We start from the raw sequence: 14,875 nt of genomic DNA, 5'->3' as shown, positions 1-14,875 counted from the left end.
GGCGTTTCCGCAGGTGGGAGGCGGCCGAATGGCTGTCGTACACATGTTCGAGATTGGGGGTATGGTGGGGGTGAGGCAGTTGGGAACTGATGTTCGAAAATGGAGGCGCGGGTGCCAGGGTTCACGCATCTGCACACCGTCTCCGGGTTCTCCCTGCGCTACGGCGCCTCCCACCCGGAGCGGCTGGCCGAGCGCGCCTTCGAGCGGGGCATGGACGCCCTCGCCCTCACCGACCGCGACACCCTCGCGGGCGCGGTCCGCTTCGCCAAGGCCTGCGCGAAGGCAGGGGTGCGGCCGGTGTTCGGTGTGGAGCTGGCGGTGGAGGAACCCGCGCCGGAACCCGTACGGCAGGGTGATTCCGTACGACCCGAGAAGCGCCGCGCGCCCGTGCGCGGAGGTGCCTTCATCGATGAGTCGACGCCCCGCGTCACCTTCCTCGCCCGGGACGGCGCCCACGGCTGGGCCGACCTGTGCCGGCTCGTCACGGCCGCACACTCCGAGAAGGGGGGCAAGGGTGCGGAGGGCACGCCCCTGCTGCCCTGGACCGAGAACAAAGGGGACGGCCTGACCGTCCTGCTCGGCCCCGCCTCCGACGTCGGCCGCGCCCTCGCCGCCGGACGTCCCGACCGGGCGGCCCGGCTCCTGGCCCCCTGGCGCGAGACCTACGGCGACGCCCTCAGGCTGGAGGCCGTCTGGCACGGCCGCGAGGGCACCGGCCCCGGCTCCCTGCGCCTCGCCGCCCGTACCGTCGGCTTCGCCGCCGAACAGCGTGTGCGTCCCGTGCTCAGCAACGCCGTCCGCTACGCCGACCCCGGCCAGGGCCCGGTCGCCGACGTCCTGGACGCCGCTCGTCTCCTGGTCCCCGTCGACCCGACGAAGGAGCTGGACTCCGGCGAGGCCTGGCTCAAGGACCCGTCCGCCATGCTGGCGGCGGCCGAGCGGATCGTGGAGGCCGCGGGCTTCAGGCGCGACACCGCCCACCGGCTGCTGGAGCAGACCCGGGCGACGGCCGCCGAGTGTCTGGTCGACCCCGAGGACGACCTCGGCATCGGCACCGTCCACTTCCCCGAACCGCGCCTCGTCGGCGCGAGCCGCCGCACCGCCCAGCGGACGCTCGCCTCACGGGCGGCGGCGGGGATGGTGCTGAAGGGGTACGCCGGTCAGCGCGCCTACTGGGAGCGGATGCACCGAGAGCTGGACATCATCGCCCACCACGGCTACGCCTCCTACTTCCTGACGGTCGCTCAAGTGGTGGACGACGTACGGGACATGGGCATCCGGGTGGCCGCGCGCGGCTCCGGTGCCGGTTCCCTCGTCAACCACCTCCTCGGCATCGCCCACGCCGACCCGGTCGAACACGGGCTGCTGATGGAGCGGTTCCTGTCCAAACGCCGGCTCGTGCTGCCCGACATCGACATCGACGTGGAGTCCGCCCGTCGCCTGGAGGTCTACCGCGCGATCATCGGCCGGTTCGGCACCGAGCGGGTGGCGACGGTCGCGATGCCGGAGACGTACCGGGTGCGGCACGCGATCCGGGACGTGGGCGCGGCCCTGTCCATGGACCCCGCCGACATCGACCGCATCGCCAAGTCGTTCCCGCACATCCGGGCCCGGGACGCCCGCGCGGCACTGGATGAGCTGCCCGAACTGCGCGCTCTGGCAGGGGAGAAGGAGCGGTACGGACGGCTCTGGGAGCTGACCGAGGCCCTCGACGCCCTCCCGCGCGGAGTCGCCATGCACCCGTGCGGGGTGCTCCTCTCCGACGCCTCCCTTCTCGCCCGTACGCCGGTCATGCCGACCAGTGGCGAGGGCTTTCCCATGTCGCAGTTCGACAAGGACGACGTCGAGGACCTCGGGCTGCTCAAGCTCGATGTGCTGGGAGTGCGGATGCAGTCGGCGATGGCGCACGCGGTCGCGGAGGTGGAGCGGGCGACGGGGGACCGGATCGACCTGGACGCCGTGCCACCGGGCGACCCGGCTACGTACCGGCTCATCCGCTCCACCGAGACGTTGGGCTGCTTCCAGATCGAGTCGCCGGGCCAGCGGGACCTGGTCGGGCGGCTCCAGCCGGCCACCTTCCACGACCTCGTCGTCGACATCTCGCTCTTCAGGCCGGGCCCGGTCGCCGCCGACATGGTGCGGCCGTTCATCGAGGCGAGGCACGGACGGGCGCCCATCAGGTATCCGCACCCGGATCTGGAGGAGCCGCTGAAGGGGACGTACGGGGTCGTCGTCTTCCACGAGCAGATCATCGACATCGTCGACATCATGACCGGCTGCGGCCGCGGCGAGGCGGACCGGGTGCGGCGCGGGCTGTCCGACCCGGAGTCGCAGGGGCGGATCCGGTTCTGGTTCGCGCAGCACGCGGCGGTGAACGGATACGACGCGGAAACGATTCAGCGGACCTGGGAGATCATCGAGGCCTTCGGTTCGTACGGCTTCTGCAAGGCGCACGCGGTCGCCTTCGCCGTACCGACGTACCAGTCGGCGTGGCTGAAGGCGCATCACCCGGCGGCCTTCTACGCGGGGCTGCTCACGCACGACCCCGGGATGTATCCGAAGAGGCTGCTGCTGGCGGACGCGCGACGGCGCGGGGTGCCGATCCTGTCGTTGGACGTGAACCGGTCGGCGGTCGCACACAGTATCGAACTGGTGTCTGAATCCCCTGTGGTGTGGGGGCTGAGGCTCGCCCTCTCCGACGTGTACGGCATCAGCGAGGCCGAGGCGGCGCGGATCGCGGACGGGCAGCCGTACGACTCGCTGCTGGACTTCTGGGAGCGGGCGCGCCCGAGCCGACCGCTCGCCCAAAGGCTGGCCCAGGTGGGTGCGTTGGACTCCTTCGGCGCCAACCGGCGTGATCTGCAACTGCACCTGACCGAGCTGCACCGGGGAGCACGAGGTGCGGGCGGCGGGCAACTGCCCCTGGCCGGCGGGCGGAGGACCGCCCCCGCCGGGCTGCCGGACCTGTCCTCCACCGAGAAGCTCAGTGCCGAGCTGGGTGTGCTGTCGATGGACGCTTCGCGCAACCTGATGGACGACCACCGGGACTTCCTGGGGGAGTTGGGCGTGGTCGACGCACGCCGGCTGCGGGACGCGCGGCACGGTGAGACGGTCCTCGTCGCGGGCGCCAAGGCGGCCACCCAGACACCGCCGATCCGGTCCGGCAAGCGGGTCATCTTCAGCACCCTGGACGACGGCACCGGCCTGGTCGATCTCGCCTTCTTCGACGACTCGCACGACGCCTGCGCCCACACCGTCTTCCACTCCTGGCTGCTGCTGGTGCGCGGGGTGGTGCAGCGCCGCGGCCCGCGCAGCCTCAGCGTGGTGGGCGCCGCCGCCTGGAACCTCGCCGAGCTGGTCGAACTGCGCGCCGAGCACGGCCTCGACGCGGTCTCCGCCCGGCTGGCGGAGCCCGTGCCGGAAGGGGCCGGTGATTCGACCGGCGGCCGACGCATCCAGATGCCGACGGGATACGAACTGCATCCGTGGGCGGATCTGCGACCTGCGGGTCAAGAGCCTTCACAGGTACGGAAGTTGTGGCACCAGAGTCCGGGGAGTGCGGGATGACCATCCTCTGCGTACGTTTCCAGCTGCCGCCGACGGGCGAGGCGGCCCTGTCGGGTCTGCTCGGGTTGCTGGAGGAGTTCACGCCGGTCGTCGAGGCGCTGCCACCGGACGCGGCGCTGGCCGATCTGCGGGGCGCCGAACGGTACTTCGGGCGGGACGCCGTCGAGCTGGCCTCGGTGATCCGGGTCCGCGCCCTCGCGCTGTACGGGGTCGACTGCGTGATCGGCGCGGGGCCGGGCCGGATGCTCGCCCGGATGGCGATGAAGGACGCGCGGCCCGGGCTGACCTGCGCGGTGACCGAGGAGGAGGGCGCGGACTTCCTCGCCGGGAAGCCCGTCGCCGCGCTCCCCGGCGTCGGTACGGCCACCGCCCGCACCCTGTGCGAGTACGGCCTCGACACCCTCGGCCTGGTCGCCGCCGCACCGCTGTCCACGCTCCAGCGTCTGGTGGGTGCGCGGGTCGGCCGCGAACTGCGCGAGAAGGCGAGCGGAGTCGACCGCGGCCGGGTGGTCCCGAACGCGATCTCCCGCTCCCTGGCCGCCGAACGCCCCTTCACCCGCGACGAGTTGGACCCGGACAGGCACCGCCGCGCCCTGCTCTCCGCCGCCGACGAACTGGGCGCCCGACTGCGCGCCCTGGACAAGATCTGCGGCGCCCTCACCCTCACCGTCCGCTACGCCGACCTCCCCCACTCTCGAACAGGCTCGAGCGGGGGGACCCCCACCGCGACGACCCGCACCCGCACCCTGAAGGAACCCACCGCACACTCGGCCGCGCTGACCAGGACGGCCTATGAGATGTACGAGGCACTCGGCCTCCAGCGTGCCCGGGTCCGCTCGCTGTCCCTGCGCGCCGAGAGCCTCGGCCCCGCCGAACAGGCCTCCCATCAGCTCACCTTCGACCCCGCCGACGAGAAGCTCCGCCGCATCGAGGAGGTCGCGGACCGTGTGCGAGCCAGGTTCGGGCCGCACGCGGTGATGCCGGGATCGCTGGCGGCGTGACATAGGGTGCCCGAATGACATGGCGGGGGCCGACGTATCGGACGGTGGACGGGGAGAAGGTCGACGGGGTCTGGTGCCATGTGTGGCGCCGGCACCAGTTGGACGACGTGTACGACGTGCACGACCTCGTCGTGTACGCGGACGGCGCGATCGAGTGCGAGAGAACCGACCTCATCGACCTGGCCGGGCTGGAGCGCAGGCTGGCCAAGGGGATCATCGCGGTGCGGGACCCCGGAGCGCCGCCGTCTCCCGAGCCGCCGTCCAGATGGGGCGCCCGGTACCCCGAGCCGCTCACCCCGGAGACCTTTCTCCTCGAAGTGGCCGACCGTATCGAGGAGTTGAGCGGCAGACCGACGACGGTCCAGCGCTGCCACGAGGCGATCCGGCACTACCGGCAGGAGCCGACCGAGCTCGGCCGTGAGGCCCTTCGGCAGGCATACCTGGCGATTCCGGCGCACCTTCGCGTCTACATCCTGGGCGACATGGAACGCCAGGACCGCCCCTTGCGGATCCTGCTCACCGACGTGGGCGAGCCCGTGGACGGGGACGGCCCGGTGGTGACGGAGGAGATGCACCGGGACGTTCTGGAGTTCTTCGACGAGTACGACCACGGAGTCACGGAGCGGCCGCGACCGGTGTACGCGGACGACCCGGCCGAGGCCGTCCCGCCACCCGTCGTCCTGCGCGATGTGATCTACCCCCGAGGCTGGCCCGAGGAGCTCGACCTCTTCGTGCTGCGCAACAACTACCCCGCGGAGATCCACTTCGCCGGGGCCACCCATCCCTCCGTGCACGACGGCTACCGGTACCTGGCCGAGCGCCACCAGGGCGACGACTGGCCCGACGTGCGCCTCGCCGTCATGGCCGGCCTGTTGCGCGCGAAGTTCACCCAGCACCCCGACCTCGCCGAGATCCTCCTTGCCACCGGCGACGCGACGATCAGTTACACCGGCCACAAGGAGTCCCCCTACTGGCGGGACGCCGGCTCCCGCGGCGGCCGCAACTGGATCGGCCGGCTGCTGGAGTTGGTCCGCTCCGAGCTCAGTTGGCCCACGGGGGAGTGATGACCGTGCCGTCGGCCAGCTTCGCCTGCAGGCCGATGGACGTGGTGACCCAGGAGACCGCGGTCCGGTCGGTCGGGTTCTCGACGCTCAGGGTCGCGCCGGGGTTGATGATCAGGGTGTCACCCGCCGTGATGCGGTGGGTGTCGTCGTCGAGGGTGATCAGGAGTTCGCCGTCGAGGAGATGGAAGATCTCCTCGCGGTTGACCGTGTGAGCGGGGGCTTTCGTCCCCGCCGGGATCTCGCCGCGCCAGGCGCACAGCTCCTTGCTGCCGGTGAGGGGCGTGGCGTACGAGACGAAGCGGGCTCCGTGGATCTCGTGCGTGACGGCTTCGGACGAGCGGATGACGGGCATGGAGTGCCTCCGAATCGGCAATCGGTAATTGGTCAAGCTGCTTGACTATGTGACTCTATGGTCAAGCTGCTTGACCAACCTGTCAAGGGTGTTTCAATGCATCCGTGCAGAACTCCGAAGCCCTGGCCCTGTCCGCCGTCCTGCTCGCCGCCGCGGGCGAACTGACGCATCGCATCAACGACGGTGTCGTCGCGCGGGGGTTCGAGGCGCGACCCATGTACGGGTTCGCCTTCACCCGGCTCGCCCCGGACGGGGCCACGGTCACCGACCTCGCCGTCCATCTGGGAGTGACGAAGCAGGCCGCCAGCCAGCTCGTCGAGGACCTCGTGCGGAAGGGGTACGTCGAGCGGCGGCCGCATCCCGACGACGCGCGGGCCAGGCTCGTCGTGCTGACCGAGCGGGGGTGGGCGTGCACCCGGGCCGCGGAGGAGGCGGCCGCGGAGGCCGTTCGGGTGTGGGTCGAACTGATCGGTGAGGGTGAAGTGCGGGCGTTGCGTGATCAATTGGCGCGCATCGCACCCTATGGTCCCATCAGGCCTGCCTGGTGATGGTTCATCAGGGAACGCACTTGAGTCGCGCTCGCCTCCGGTTAGCACTGGAAGTTTTTACTGACGCGTAACTTCACAAGTGCACTACCCGTTCGTAACTTGACGAGTGAACAGCATCCTCGTGATCCGGATCACAGGGCGTAAGGCCATCGCAACTCCCTTGAGCCGCAAGGAGATCACCCGATGCTGCCCTGGAAACGACTGCTCAGACCCCTGACCGCGCTGCTGCTGACCGCATCGGTCGCCCTCGTCCCCGCCGCCAGCGCCCATGCCGCCGACGCTCCCAGCCGAGGCTGGAACGACTTCTCCTGCAAGCCGTCCGCCGCCCATCCCCACCCCGTCGTCCTCGTGCACGGCACCTTCGCCAACTCCGTCGACAACTGGCTGGCCCTCGCGCCGTACCTGAAGAACCGCGGGTACTGCGTCTACTCCTTCGACTACGGCCAACTGTCCGGCGTCCCCGTCTTCTACGGACTCGGCCCCATCGACAAGTCGGCCGAGCAGCTGTCCGCCTTCGTCGACAAGGTGCTCGGCTCGACCGGCGCCACCGAGACCGACCTCGTCGGCCACTCGCAGGGCGGCATGATGCCCCGCTACTACCTCAAGTTCCTCGGCGGAGCCGCGAAGGTGGACGCCCTCGTCGGCATCGCGCCCAGCAACCACGGCACCACGCTGGGCGGCCTCACCCAGTTGCTGGACTACTTCCCCGGAGCCGGCGACCTGCTCTCGCAGAGCACCCCGGCCCTCGCCGACCAGGTCGCCGGCTCGCCCTTCCTCACCAAGCTCAACGAGGGCGGCGACACCGTCCCCGGTGTGAAGTACACGGTCCTCGCCACCAAGTACGACGAGGTCGTCACGCCGTACCGGAGCCAGTTCCTCAGCGGATCCGGCGTCAACAACGTGGTGATCCAGGACCTGTGCCCGCTCGACCTCTCCGAACACGCGGCGATCGGACTGTTCGACCTGATCGCCTTCCACGAGGTCACCAACGCCCTCGACCCCGCGCACGCCACCCCGACCACCTGTGCGTCGGTCCTCGGATAGGCATGACCGGGGGCTGTCCGGCCTGAGCCGCCGGACAGCCCCCGCCCCCGTGGTGGTCTCAGCGGCCGTGCCGACCACCGCTCATCGCGCGCCGGCGGACCGACCCGAAGAGGATCGCCGCACCCACCGAGAGAACGGCCGCGCCGCCCATGGCGACATACGCCGTGCTGCTGTCACCACCGGTCTCGGCGAGGTCCTCCGTGGCACCGGCCGCCTTCACCTCGTTCGCGGGCACGGCGGCGGTCGTCTCCGGCACCGTCGCGGTCGGCTCCGCCGAGGTGTCGGCGTCCTGGTCGCCGTGGCCGTGGTGCTCGACCGTCGACTCGTCCTCGCCCTCCTCGATCTGCTCCTCGGAAGGGGCGGAGGCGCTCGGGGCCGGGGACGCGCTGCTCTCCGAGCCGGCCCCGGAAGAGCCGCCACTGCCGCCGAACGTCACGTCCGAGCAGGAGTAGAAGGCCTCCGGGCTGTCCGAGCGCTGCCAGATCCCGTACAGCAGCTGTGCGCCGGAGCGCTTCGGGAGGGTGCCGGAGAACGTGTAGTAGCCGTCCGTCGCGGTCGGGTCGGTGGCCGTCGCCACCGGGTTGTCCAGGTCCAGGTCGTCCCAGGCCAGCGGCTGCTTCGGGTCGTAGCCCTCCTTGGTGAGGTACACCTTGAAGGTGCCCTTGTGCGGGGCGGTGACGCGGTACTTGAAGGTGTACGAGCCACTGCTCACGCTCGTCGCCGGCCAGTCCGCGCGGGCCAGGTCGAGGCCCTTGAACTCCTCGCTGTTCGCGCTGCACAGCTTGCCGTCCGGGATCAGCGACTGGTGCTGTCCGTTCGCGTCGCCGATGCGGATGCCGTTCCAGTCGTAGAGCGCCTGCGTGCCGCCGGCCGCGACCGCCGCCTTGCACGCGGCGGACTTCGGGCTCTCGGGACCCTCCGCGTAGCACTGCGCGACCCGGCTGACCGGGTCACCCATCGTGCCGTGCGCCGACGCGGGCGCGGTGGCCAGCGCGGTGAGGGCGAGCGGGGTCAGGCCGAGGGTGGCGACGACGGCGACCTTACGGCGTGCAGGCATGGGGAGACTCCTCGCAGCGGTTCTTGGGGATCGCGTGGGGGCGATCAGCAAGCTAGCCCCAAGAAACCGCGGAATCGCCTGCTGAGAGCGGCTGACGGAGATCCTTATGGTGCCGTTAAGGGAGTGCTCAGACTGCGATCAGGTAGGTACCGTCGCGGCATGACCGACGAGGAGATCCGGCAGGCCGTCGCCGCCGACGTGGTGGCCGTGAAGAGCGTGACCGATGCGGCGTATCGCCACTACATCGAGCGCATCGGGGTGGTTCCGCAGCCCATGGAGGCGGATCACGCGGCGAACGTGGCCGCGGGGCGGGTGTTCGTGACAGGGGAACCCGTGGTCGGGTTGGTGGTCGTCGAGGAGTACGCGGATCATCTGTACCTCGACAACATCGCCGTCCACCCCGACGCCCACGGCAAGGGCGTCGGCGGACGGCTGCTGCGGTTCGTGGACGCACACGCGCGTGCGCGGGGACTGGCCGAGGTCAGGCTCTGCACCAACGCGATGATGTGGGAGAACCAGAAGATCTATCCGAGGTACGGATACGAGGTCGTGGAACGGCGAGTGGACGGGCCGTACGACCGCGTCCACTACCGCAAGCGACTGGACTGAGGCGTCTCATGCGCCGGGTCATGTCGGCGTCAGCCGTCCGGCCACCAGGTGCGCGCGATGTCCTTTCGCACCTCGGGGCGTCCGGTGGAGCTCTCGTCGGCCTCCTCGCGGATCCGACGGCTGTCCGACTTCTTCAGGGGCTTCTGCACGGTTACGCGGCGCATGGCTGCCTCCTTCAGTGCCTACCGTGTTCCGCGTTCTCGCGGAGGTAGACCCTTTTGGGGAGAGTTACTCATCGGAGCGAATCTGTCAGTGGTGACCATCACGATTTCGACTGGCTTTCGAGTGGTGTTCCACCGCCGTCTGATTGTCAGTGCCGGGTGGCACGCTGTGGACCATGGCGAATCACAGGGAATTCGACGCCGACGAGGGCATGGATTGGGACGCGGAAGCCGCTTCTTTCGACGACGAGCCGGACCACGGCCTGCGGGACCCCGAGGTGCGCGCCGCCTGGGCCGATCGGCTGCGCTCCTGGCTGCCCGGCCGCGCCTGCGACATCCTCGACCTGGGCTGCGGCACCGGCAGCCTGTCGCTCCTCGCGGCCGAGCAGGGACACCGCGTCACCGGTGTGGACGGCTCCCCGGCGATGGTGGACCTCGCCCGCGCCAAGCTCGCCGGACGCGACGCGGCGTTCCTGGTCGGTGACGCTGCGACACCGCCGGTGGGGGAGCAGCGCTTCGACGTCGTTCTCGTACGGCATGTGCTGTGGGCGCTCCCGGACCCCGGCCGCGCCCTGCGCCACTGGCGCGAGCTGCTGCGGCCGGGCGGCCGGCTGGTGCTGATCGAGGGCGTCTGGGGTGCGGTCAGCCCGGTCGGGATACCGGCCGAGCGGCTGACCGCCCTCCTGGAGTCCGTCGCCGCACAAGTGCGGGTCGAGCGGCTGTCCGGCGATCCCCTGTTGTGGGGCAGGGCCGTGGCGGACGAGCGGTACGCGGTGGTGGCGGCCGTCTAGGCCAGCAGCGACTCCAGACCGCCGTCGACGGAGGCGAGCACCTCCAGCTCGTCCAGAGCCGTCATGGCGGACCCCGCCGCCTCGGGATCCCGCTCCGCCAGACCGCTCTCGGCGAACTCGTCCTCGTCCAGGCGCAGTACGTCCGTCCCGTCGGCGGAGCGCCACAGGTCCAGGTCGAGATCCTCCACGACGAGTTCGGCGCCGGAGCGCGCGGCCGGGCGGGTGACATCGCAGTACCAGCCCTTGAGCGTGCCGTCGCCGGCGCGGACCTCCTTCACCGCGTACCAGCGGTCCCGCCAGTAGTGCTCCGTGAAGACGTCCCCGGGCTCGAAGCGGACGAAGCCGAAGTCACGGACGCCCTCGCCCGCCCAGGCGGCACGGACCGTGATGTGGTTGCCGTCGTCGCCGACCAGCTCGGCCGGGTAACGGATCTTCGTGCGGCCTGCCTTGACCAGCACCACGTCCAACTGCTCCGTCGTCTCAGCCGAGTTCGCGGACATACCGAACCTCCGTGGCGCGGATCTCGTATCCGAACCATGTGTTGATGGCGATCATCGGGCCGTTCCCGGCGTCGTTGCCGGTGAACGCCTGGGTGAACCCCGCGGCGCGGGCGCGGTGCAGGGAGTCGTTCTTGGCGAGCTTGGCCAGGCCCTTGCCGCGGTGGGCGCGGGCCGTGCCGGTCATGGCGGTGCCGTAGCGGGTGCCGCCGTCGGTGCGGGCCAGGCTGAAGGCGGCGGGGCGGCCGTCGACCACGGCGACCGAGGTCAGCTCGGGGCTCATCAGCGGCTGGTGCCAGGTCTCCCGGAGCCACGCCTCGTAGTCCGTGAACTCGTGGTCGACATCGCTCGGTTCGTCCGCCAGCGTCTCCGAGTCCAGCTCGAACAGCGGGCGCGGATCGTCCGCGAAGTCGGCGCCGGTGCGCAGCTCGACGCCCGGCGGCGGGTCCTGGAGCGGGGGCAGTGTGCCGTTCGCCAGGTCCAGGCGGAGGAAGTGCGCGGAGCGGCTCGCGCGATAGCCGTGCCGCTCGGCGAAGGCGCGGTTGCCCGGCTCGTCCAGGACCCAGGCGAACAGCTTCGTCGCTCCGTGGGCCGCCAGATGCTCCTCGGCGGCGCGGACCAGCAGCGCGCCGGCACCGTGCCGTGTCCGCTCCGGGTGGACGTACACGTTGACGTAGCCCTGGCCGGGCTCCGGACTGTCGTGCACGAGGCCGACCTGGGCCGTGCCGATCACCTTGCCGTCCTCCTCGGCGACGAGGGGGCGGTAATGGGCCTCGGGGTGCATGTGGGCGATGTCGTAGGCGACGGAGTCCGAGGTGTACAGCATGAAGGGGAGGGCGCGGTCACGGACGTGGACGAAGCCCTCCAGGTCGGCCCGTACGTCGGGGCGCAGGTCGCGCACGATCACAGTCATGTGGTCGGACGCTACGGGGCGGATGTGTCCCGCTGCCTCTCATTTTCCGGTGGGTGCGGGACAATCGACCCCGTGACCTTGAAGATCCACATCGACGACAGCGCACCGCCGTACGAGCAGGTGCGGGCGCAGATCTCCGAACAGGCGCGATCGGGGGTGCTGCCGGTCGGGTACCGGCTGCCGACAGTACGCGGACTGGCCGAGTCGCTGGGGCTCGCCCCGAACACGGTCGCCAAGGCGTACCGGGCGCTGGAGAGCGACGGCGTGATCGAGACACGGGGGCGCAACGGGACGCTCGTGGCTGCCGCCGGCTCGGCCGCCGAGCGGGAGTTGGCGTCGGCCGCGCAGGTGTACGTGGAGCGGGCCCGGAGGTTGGGGCAGACCGAGGCCGATGCGCTGGCGGCTGTGCGGGATGCCCTGCGGGCGGCTTACGAGGGGTGAGTGTTCGGTTTCGTCTGCTGCGCCGTTGGGGCTGGTCGCGCCCGCGCGGCGGAGCCGCAGATTGACACAGCCCCGCGCCCCTATGGGGCGCTCCAGCGAACCGGCGACTATAGGTACAGCCCTGCGTCTGCGCCCTCCCTTGGCTCCGGCAATGTCGTCGGTGACGTGCCGCGGCGCAGCGCGTACAGCTCCGCCAGCGTCGCCCCCTCGCGGCCCACGCCCTCCTCCGTGCCCAGCCAGTCGACCGCCTCGCGGCGGGTCAGCGGGCCCACCTCGATGCGGGCCAGACAGCGGCCGGGGCGGACGACGGCAGGGTGCAGCCGCTCCAGGTCCTCGTTGGTGGTGACACCGACCAGGACGTTGCGGCCCTGGCCCAGCAGGCCGTCGGTCAGGTTCAGCAGCCGTGACAGGGCCTGGCCCGCCGTGTGCTTGGCCTCGCCACGGATCAGTTCGTCGCAGTCCTCCAGGAGCAGCAGCCGCCAGCGGCCCTTGCCCGTCGAGTCGTCCTCGCCGATCGCGATGTCCATCAGATAGCCGACGTCGGTGAAGAGCCGCTCGGGGTCCAGTACGCAGTCCACCTGGCACCAGTCCCGCCAGGACCGGGCCAGGGTCCGCAGCGCCGACGTCTTGCCGGTGCCCGGCGGACCGTGCAGCAGGAGCAGCCGGCCCGCGATGCCCTCCGGGGTCGTGCCCATCAGGCTGTGCATCGCCTCCGCCACCGGCGCCGTGTAGTTCTCCCGCACCTCGTCCCAGGTGCCGGCCGCGATCTGCCGGGTCGTGCGGTGCGGGCCGCGGCGCGGCGAGTAGTACCAGAAGCCCATGTTCACGTTCTCGGGCTGGGGCTCGGGCTCGTCCGACGCGCCCTCGGTGGCCTGGTCGAGGACCTTCTGCGCGAGCTCGGCGCTGGTCGCCGTGACGGTGACGTCCGCGCCGCGGTTCCAGCGGGAGACCAGCAGGGTCCACCCGTCGCCCTCCGCCAGGGTCGCGCTGCGGTCGTCGTCGCGGGCGATGCGCAGCACCCGGGCGTTGTCCGGGAGCAAGGTCGCTCCGGACCGTACACGGTCGATGTTCGCCGCGTGCGAGTACGGCTGCTCGCCCGTCGCGAAGCGGCCGAGGAACAGCGCGTCGACGACGTCGGACGGCGAGTCGCTGTCGTCGACGTTGAGCCGGATCGGCAGTGCGTCGTGCGGGTTGGCAGACATGCCCGCCATGATCCGGCACGGGGGCGTCGCATGCATCCGGTTTCCGCGTTGCGTCCGGTGTGTCGGGTGCGACCGTTTGCGGGGCCTCCGTCCTGTTACAGAGCTGTGCATCTCAAAGCTCTGCCGTAGCTGTGGCCCCCCGATTACTGTTGCCCTTGATGGGACGTCATGGGTGGAATTCGGGGGCACGGCGGTGGCGGCTCACCGCACTGCTCGGAGTGGGTGCGGCGGCGCTGGCCCTGGTCGTGACCCTCCTCAACACGCTTCCCGGGAACGGCGCGAGCACCGACGGCACCACACGCAACGGCAGCAAGGCGCACGGCACTCCTACCAGCACGCCGGACGCGGAGACCCCTGAGGTGGGGTGGGGCTTCACCCACACCCAGTTCAGCGCCGACGAGGGCGCCGCCACCGCGATCGAGCGGGTCGAGGGGCGGCTCACGGACCTCGGCGGGCTGCCGCAGAACCAGCACATCATGGGCTGGGGCGCCGACAACCCCGAGCCGGTCAAGGGGCGTTACGACTTCGAGGACATGGACCGCCGGATCGATTTCATCCGGGCCGCCGGCTCCACCCCGGTCGTCACGCTGTGCTGCGCCCCGGACTGGATGAAGGGCGGCGAGTCCGGCGTCGGCAACACCGACTGGAGCCAGGCCTCGCTGGAGACCGCGCCCGAGCCCGCGCACTTCAAGGACTACGCCGCGCTCGCCGCCACGGTCGCCAAGCGCTACCCGGACGTCCGGCACTTCGTCGTCTGGAACGAGTTCAAGGGCTTCTGGAACGACGCCGAGGCCCGCTGGGACTACGAGGGCTACACCCAGCTCTACAACCTGGTCTACAAGGCGTTGAAGAAGGTCAACCCGCAGATCATGGTCGGCGGGCCGTATCTCGTGATGGATAGTCTCGACCCGCGCTCCGCGGACGCCTCGAAGACCTTCAAGGGCCCGTGGGGCGCCATGGACCAGCGGATCCTCGACGCCTTCGACTACTGGAACAAGAACAAGGCCGGCGCCGACTTCGTGGTCGTGGACGGCTCCAGCTACACCAACGACGACGAGCTGCTGCCGGACGAGTTCGCGGCGACCGACAAGTTCACCGCGGTCAGCAAGTGGGTGCGCGAGCAGACCGGCGATCTGCCGCTGTGGTGGGCCGAGTACTACGTCGAACCCTCCGACAGCAGGGACGAGCGTGAGGGCTGGTCGGAGAACCGTCGCGTCGCCGTGCAGGCGGCGGGGATGATCGCGCTGGCCAAGGGCGGCACCACCTCCGCCTTCTACTGGAACCCGGAGAACGAGAAGGGCACGGACTGCGCGGGCTGTCTCTGGACGCCGACCAGCGGCAAGGACGGCGGCCAGAAGCTGCCGATGTTCGATCTCGTCAGCCGGTTCAGCAAGGAGTTCCCGCCGGGCACGTCGTACAAGACCGTGTCCGTGGCCGCGGACGACGTGCCCAATGTGCGGATCCTCGCGACCGACGACACGGTCCTGGTGGTCAACACCCTCGACCGGCAGATCAGCGCGAAGGTGGACGGGAAGACGTTCGACATGGCGGCCTACGAGGTCAAGTGGCTCAGCCGCTGAGCCACGCAGAGGTCGAGTGGCTCACTCACTGAGCCACTCGACCACCGT

15 protein-coding genes are annotated in these 14,875 nt (G+C 70.6%); 9 read left to right on the top strand and 6 right to left on the bottom strand.

Features of this window, described 5'->3' with window-relative positions; all coding sequences use genetic code 11:
* Positions 1-111 precede the first annotated feature (111 nt).
* From ACWD3I_RS26730 to ACWD3I_RS26720, 3 genes are read left to right on the top strand one after another with little or no spacing between them, the layout of a single operon-like run.
* The gene (locus ACWD3I_RS26730; protein WP_365399407.1) at positions 112-3,567 is read left to right on the top strand and encodes a DNA polymerase III subunit alpha; all 3,456 of its coding nucleotides are present in this window, start codon (positions 112-114) and stop codon (positions 3,565-3,567) included.
* Positions 3,564-4,568, top strand: a complete 1,005-nt coding sequence (locus ACWD3I_RS26725; protein ID WP_365399410.1) for a DNA polymerase Y family protein — start codon at positions 3,564-3,566, stop codon at positions 4,566-4,568. The genes ACWD3I_RS26730 and ACWD3I_RS26725 overlap by 4 nt, the downstream gene beginning before the upstream one ends.
* Before the next feature lie 14 nt (positions 4,569-4,582).
* Positions 4,583-5,632 (top strand): NADAR family protein, encoded by a 1,050-nt coding sequence (locus tag ACWD3I_RS26720; protein ID WP_365399413.1) that lies wholly within the window; start codon positions 4,583-4,585, stop codon positions 5,630-5,632.
* On the opposite strand, the gene ACWD3I_RS26715 is transcribed toward ACWD3I_RS26720, so the two are convergent.
* The gene (locus tag ACWD3I_RS26715; protein ID WP_266894460.1) at positions 5,610-5,984 is read right to left on the bottom strand and encodes a cupin domain-containing protein; all 375 of its coding nucleotides are present in this window, start codon (positions 5,982-5,984) and stop codon (positions 5,610-5,612) included. The genes ACWD3I_RS26720 and ACWD3I_RS26715 overlap by 23 nt on opposite strands.
* Positions 5,985-6,088: 104 nt before the next feature.
* Here ACWD3I_RS26715 and ACWD3I_RS26710 point away from each other — a divergent pair, with 104 nt between their 5' ends.
* Positions 6,089-6,532: a MarR family winged helix-turn-helix transcriptional regulator gene (locus tag ACWD3I_RS26710; protein ID WP_365399416.1), complete on the top strand. Its 444-nt coding sequence runs from the start codon at positions 6,089-6,091 to the stop codon at positions 6,530-6,532.
* A 183-nt stretch (positions 6,533-6,715) separates the two neighbouring features.
* Positions 6,716-7,576 (top strand): esterase/lipase family protein, encoded by an 861-nt coding sequence (locus tag ACWD3I_RS26705; RefSeq protein WP_365399419.1) that lies wholly within the window; start codon positions 6,716-6,718, stop codon positions 7,574-7,576.
* A gap of 58 nt (positions 7,577-7,634) precedes the next feature.
* Here the strand turns inward: ACWD3I_RS26705 and ACWD3I_RS26700 are convergent, their stop codons facing one another.
* The gene (locus ACWD3I_RS26700) at positions 7,635-8,633 is read right to left on the bottom strand and encodes a lytic polysaccharide monooxygenase (RefSeq protein ID WP_365413703.1); all 999 of its coding nucleotides are present in this window, start codon (positions 8,631-8,633) and stop codon (positions 7,635-7,637) included.
* Positions 8,634-8,792: 159 nt separating this feature from the next.
* On the opposite strand from ACWD3I_RS26700, the gene ACWD3I_RS26695 reads away from it, so the two are divergent.
* Positions 8,793-9,242 (top strand): GNAT family N-acetyltransferase, encoded by a 450-nt coding sequence (locus ACWD3I_RS26695; protein WP_365413701.1) that lies wholly within the window; start codon positions 8,793-8,795, stop codon positions 9,240-9,242.
* Positions 9,243-9,271: 29 nt separating this feature from the next.
* On the opposite strand, the gene ACWD3I_RS26690 is transcribed toward ACWD3I_RS26695, so the two are convergent.
* On the bottom strand, positions 9,272-9,406 hold the full coding sequence (locus ACWD3I_RS26690) for a hypothetical protein (protein ID WP_365413699.1): 135 nt from the start codon (positions 9,404-9,406) through the stop codon (positions 9,272-9,274).
* Positions 9,407-9,579: 173 nt separating this feature from the next.
* Here ACWD3I_RS26690 and ACWD3I_RS26685 point away from each other — a divergent pair, with 173 nt between their 5' ends.
* Positions 9,580-10,194 (top strand): class I SAM-dependent methyltransferase, encoded by a 615-nt coding sequence (locus tag ACWD3I_RS26685; protein ID WP_365413697.1) that lies wholly within the window; start codon positions 9,580-9,582, stop codon positions 10,192-10,194.
* On the opposite strand, the gene ACWD3I_RS26680 is transcribed toward ACWD3I_RS26685, so the two are convergent.
* On the bottom strand, positions 10,191-10,694 hold the full coding sequence (locus ACWD3I_RS26680; RefSeq protein WP_365413695.1) for a DUF402 domain-containing protein: 504 nt from the start codon (positions 10,692-10,694) through the stop codon (positions 10,191-10,193). The genes ACWD3I_RS26685 and ACWD3I_RS26680 overlap by 4 nt on opposite strands.
* The gene (locus tag ACWD3I_RS26675; protein WP_365413693.1) at positions 10,675-11,604 is read right to left on the bottom strand and encodes a GNAT family N-acetyltransferase; all 930 of its coding nucleotides are present in this window, start codon (positions 11,602-11,604) and stop codon (positions 10,675-10,677) included. Before ACWD3I_RS26675 ends, ACWD3I_RS26680 begins: the two co-directional genes overlap by 20 nt.
* A 72-nt stretch (positions 11,605-11,676) precedes the next feature.
* Here ACWD3I_RS26675 and ACWD3I_RS26670 point away from each other — a divergent pair, with 72 nt between their 5' ends.
* Complete coding sequence (locus ACWD3I_RS26670) at positions 11,677-12,045, top strand: GntR family transcriptional regulator (protein ID WP_365413691.1); 369 nt, start codon at positions 11,677-11,679, stop codon at positions 12,043-12,045.
* Positions 12,046-12,152: 107 nt separating this feature from the next.
* Here ACWD3I_RS26670 and ACWD3I_RS26665 read toward each other — a convergent pair whose 3' ends face one another.
* Positions 12,153-13,247: a DUF5925 domain-containing protein gene (locus ACWD3I_RS26665; RefSeq protein WP_365413689.1), complete on the bottom strand. Its 1,095-nt coding sequence runs from the start codon at positions 13,245-13,247 to the stop codon at positions 12,153-12,155.
* A 158-nt stretch (positions 13,248-13,405) separates the two neighbouring features.
* Here ACWD3I_RS26665 and ACWD3I_RS26660 point away from each other — a divergent pair, with 158 nt between their 5' ends.
* A complete protein-coding gene (locus ACWD3I_RS26660) occupies positions 13,406-14,827 on the top strand; it encodes a GH39 family glycosyl hydrolase (RefSeq protein ID WP_365413687.1) in 1,422 nt (473 codons plus the stop codon).
* The last annotated feature ends 48 nt before the right edge of the window (positions 14,828-14,875 follow it).

The sequence above is a fragment of the Streptomyces sp. NPDC002817 genome (genome assembly GCF_053592055.1).
The sequence above is the reverse complement of the archived record's forward strand: the minus strand, read 5'-3'. Positions and strand labels throughout refer to the sequence as shown.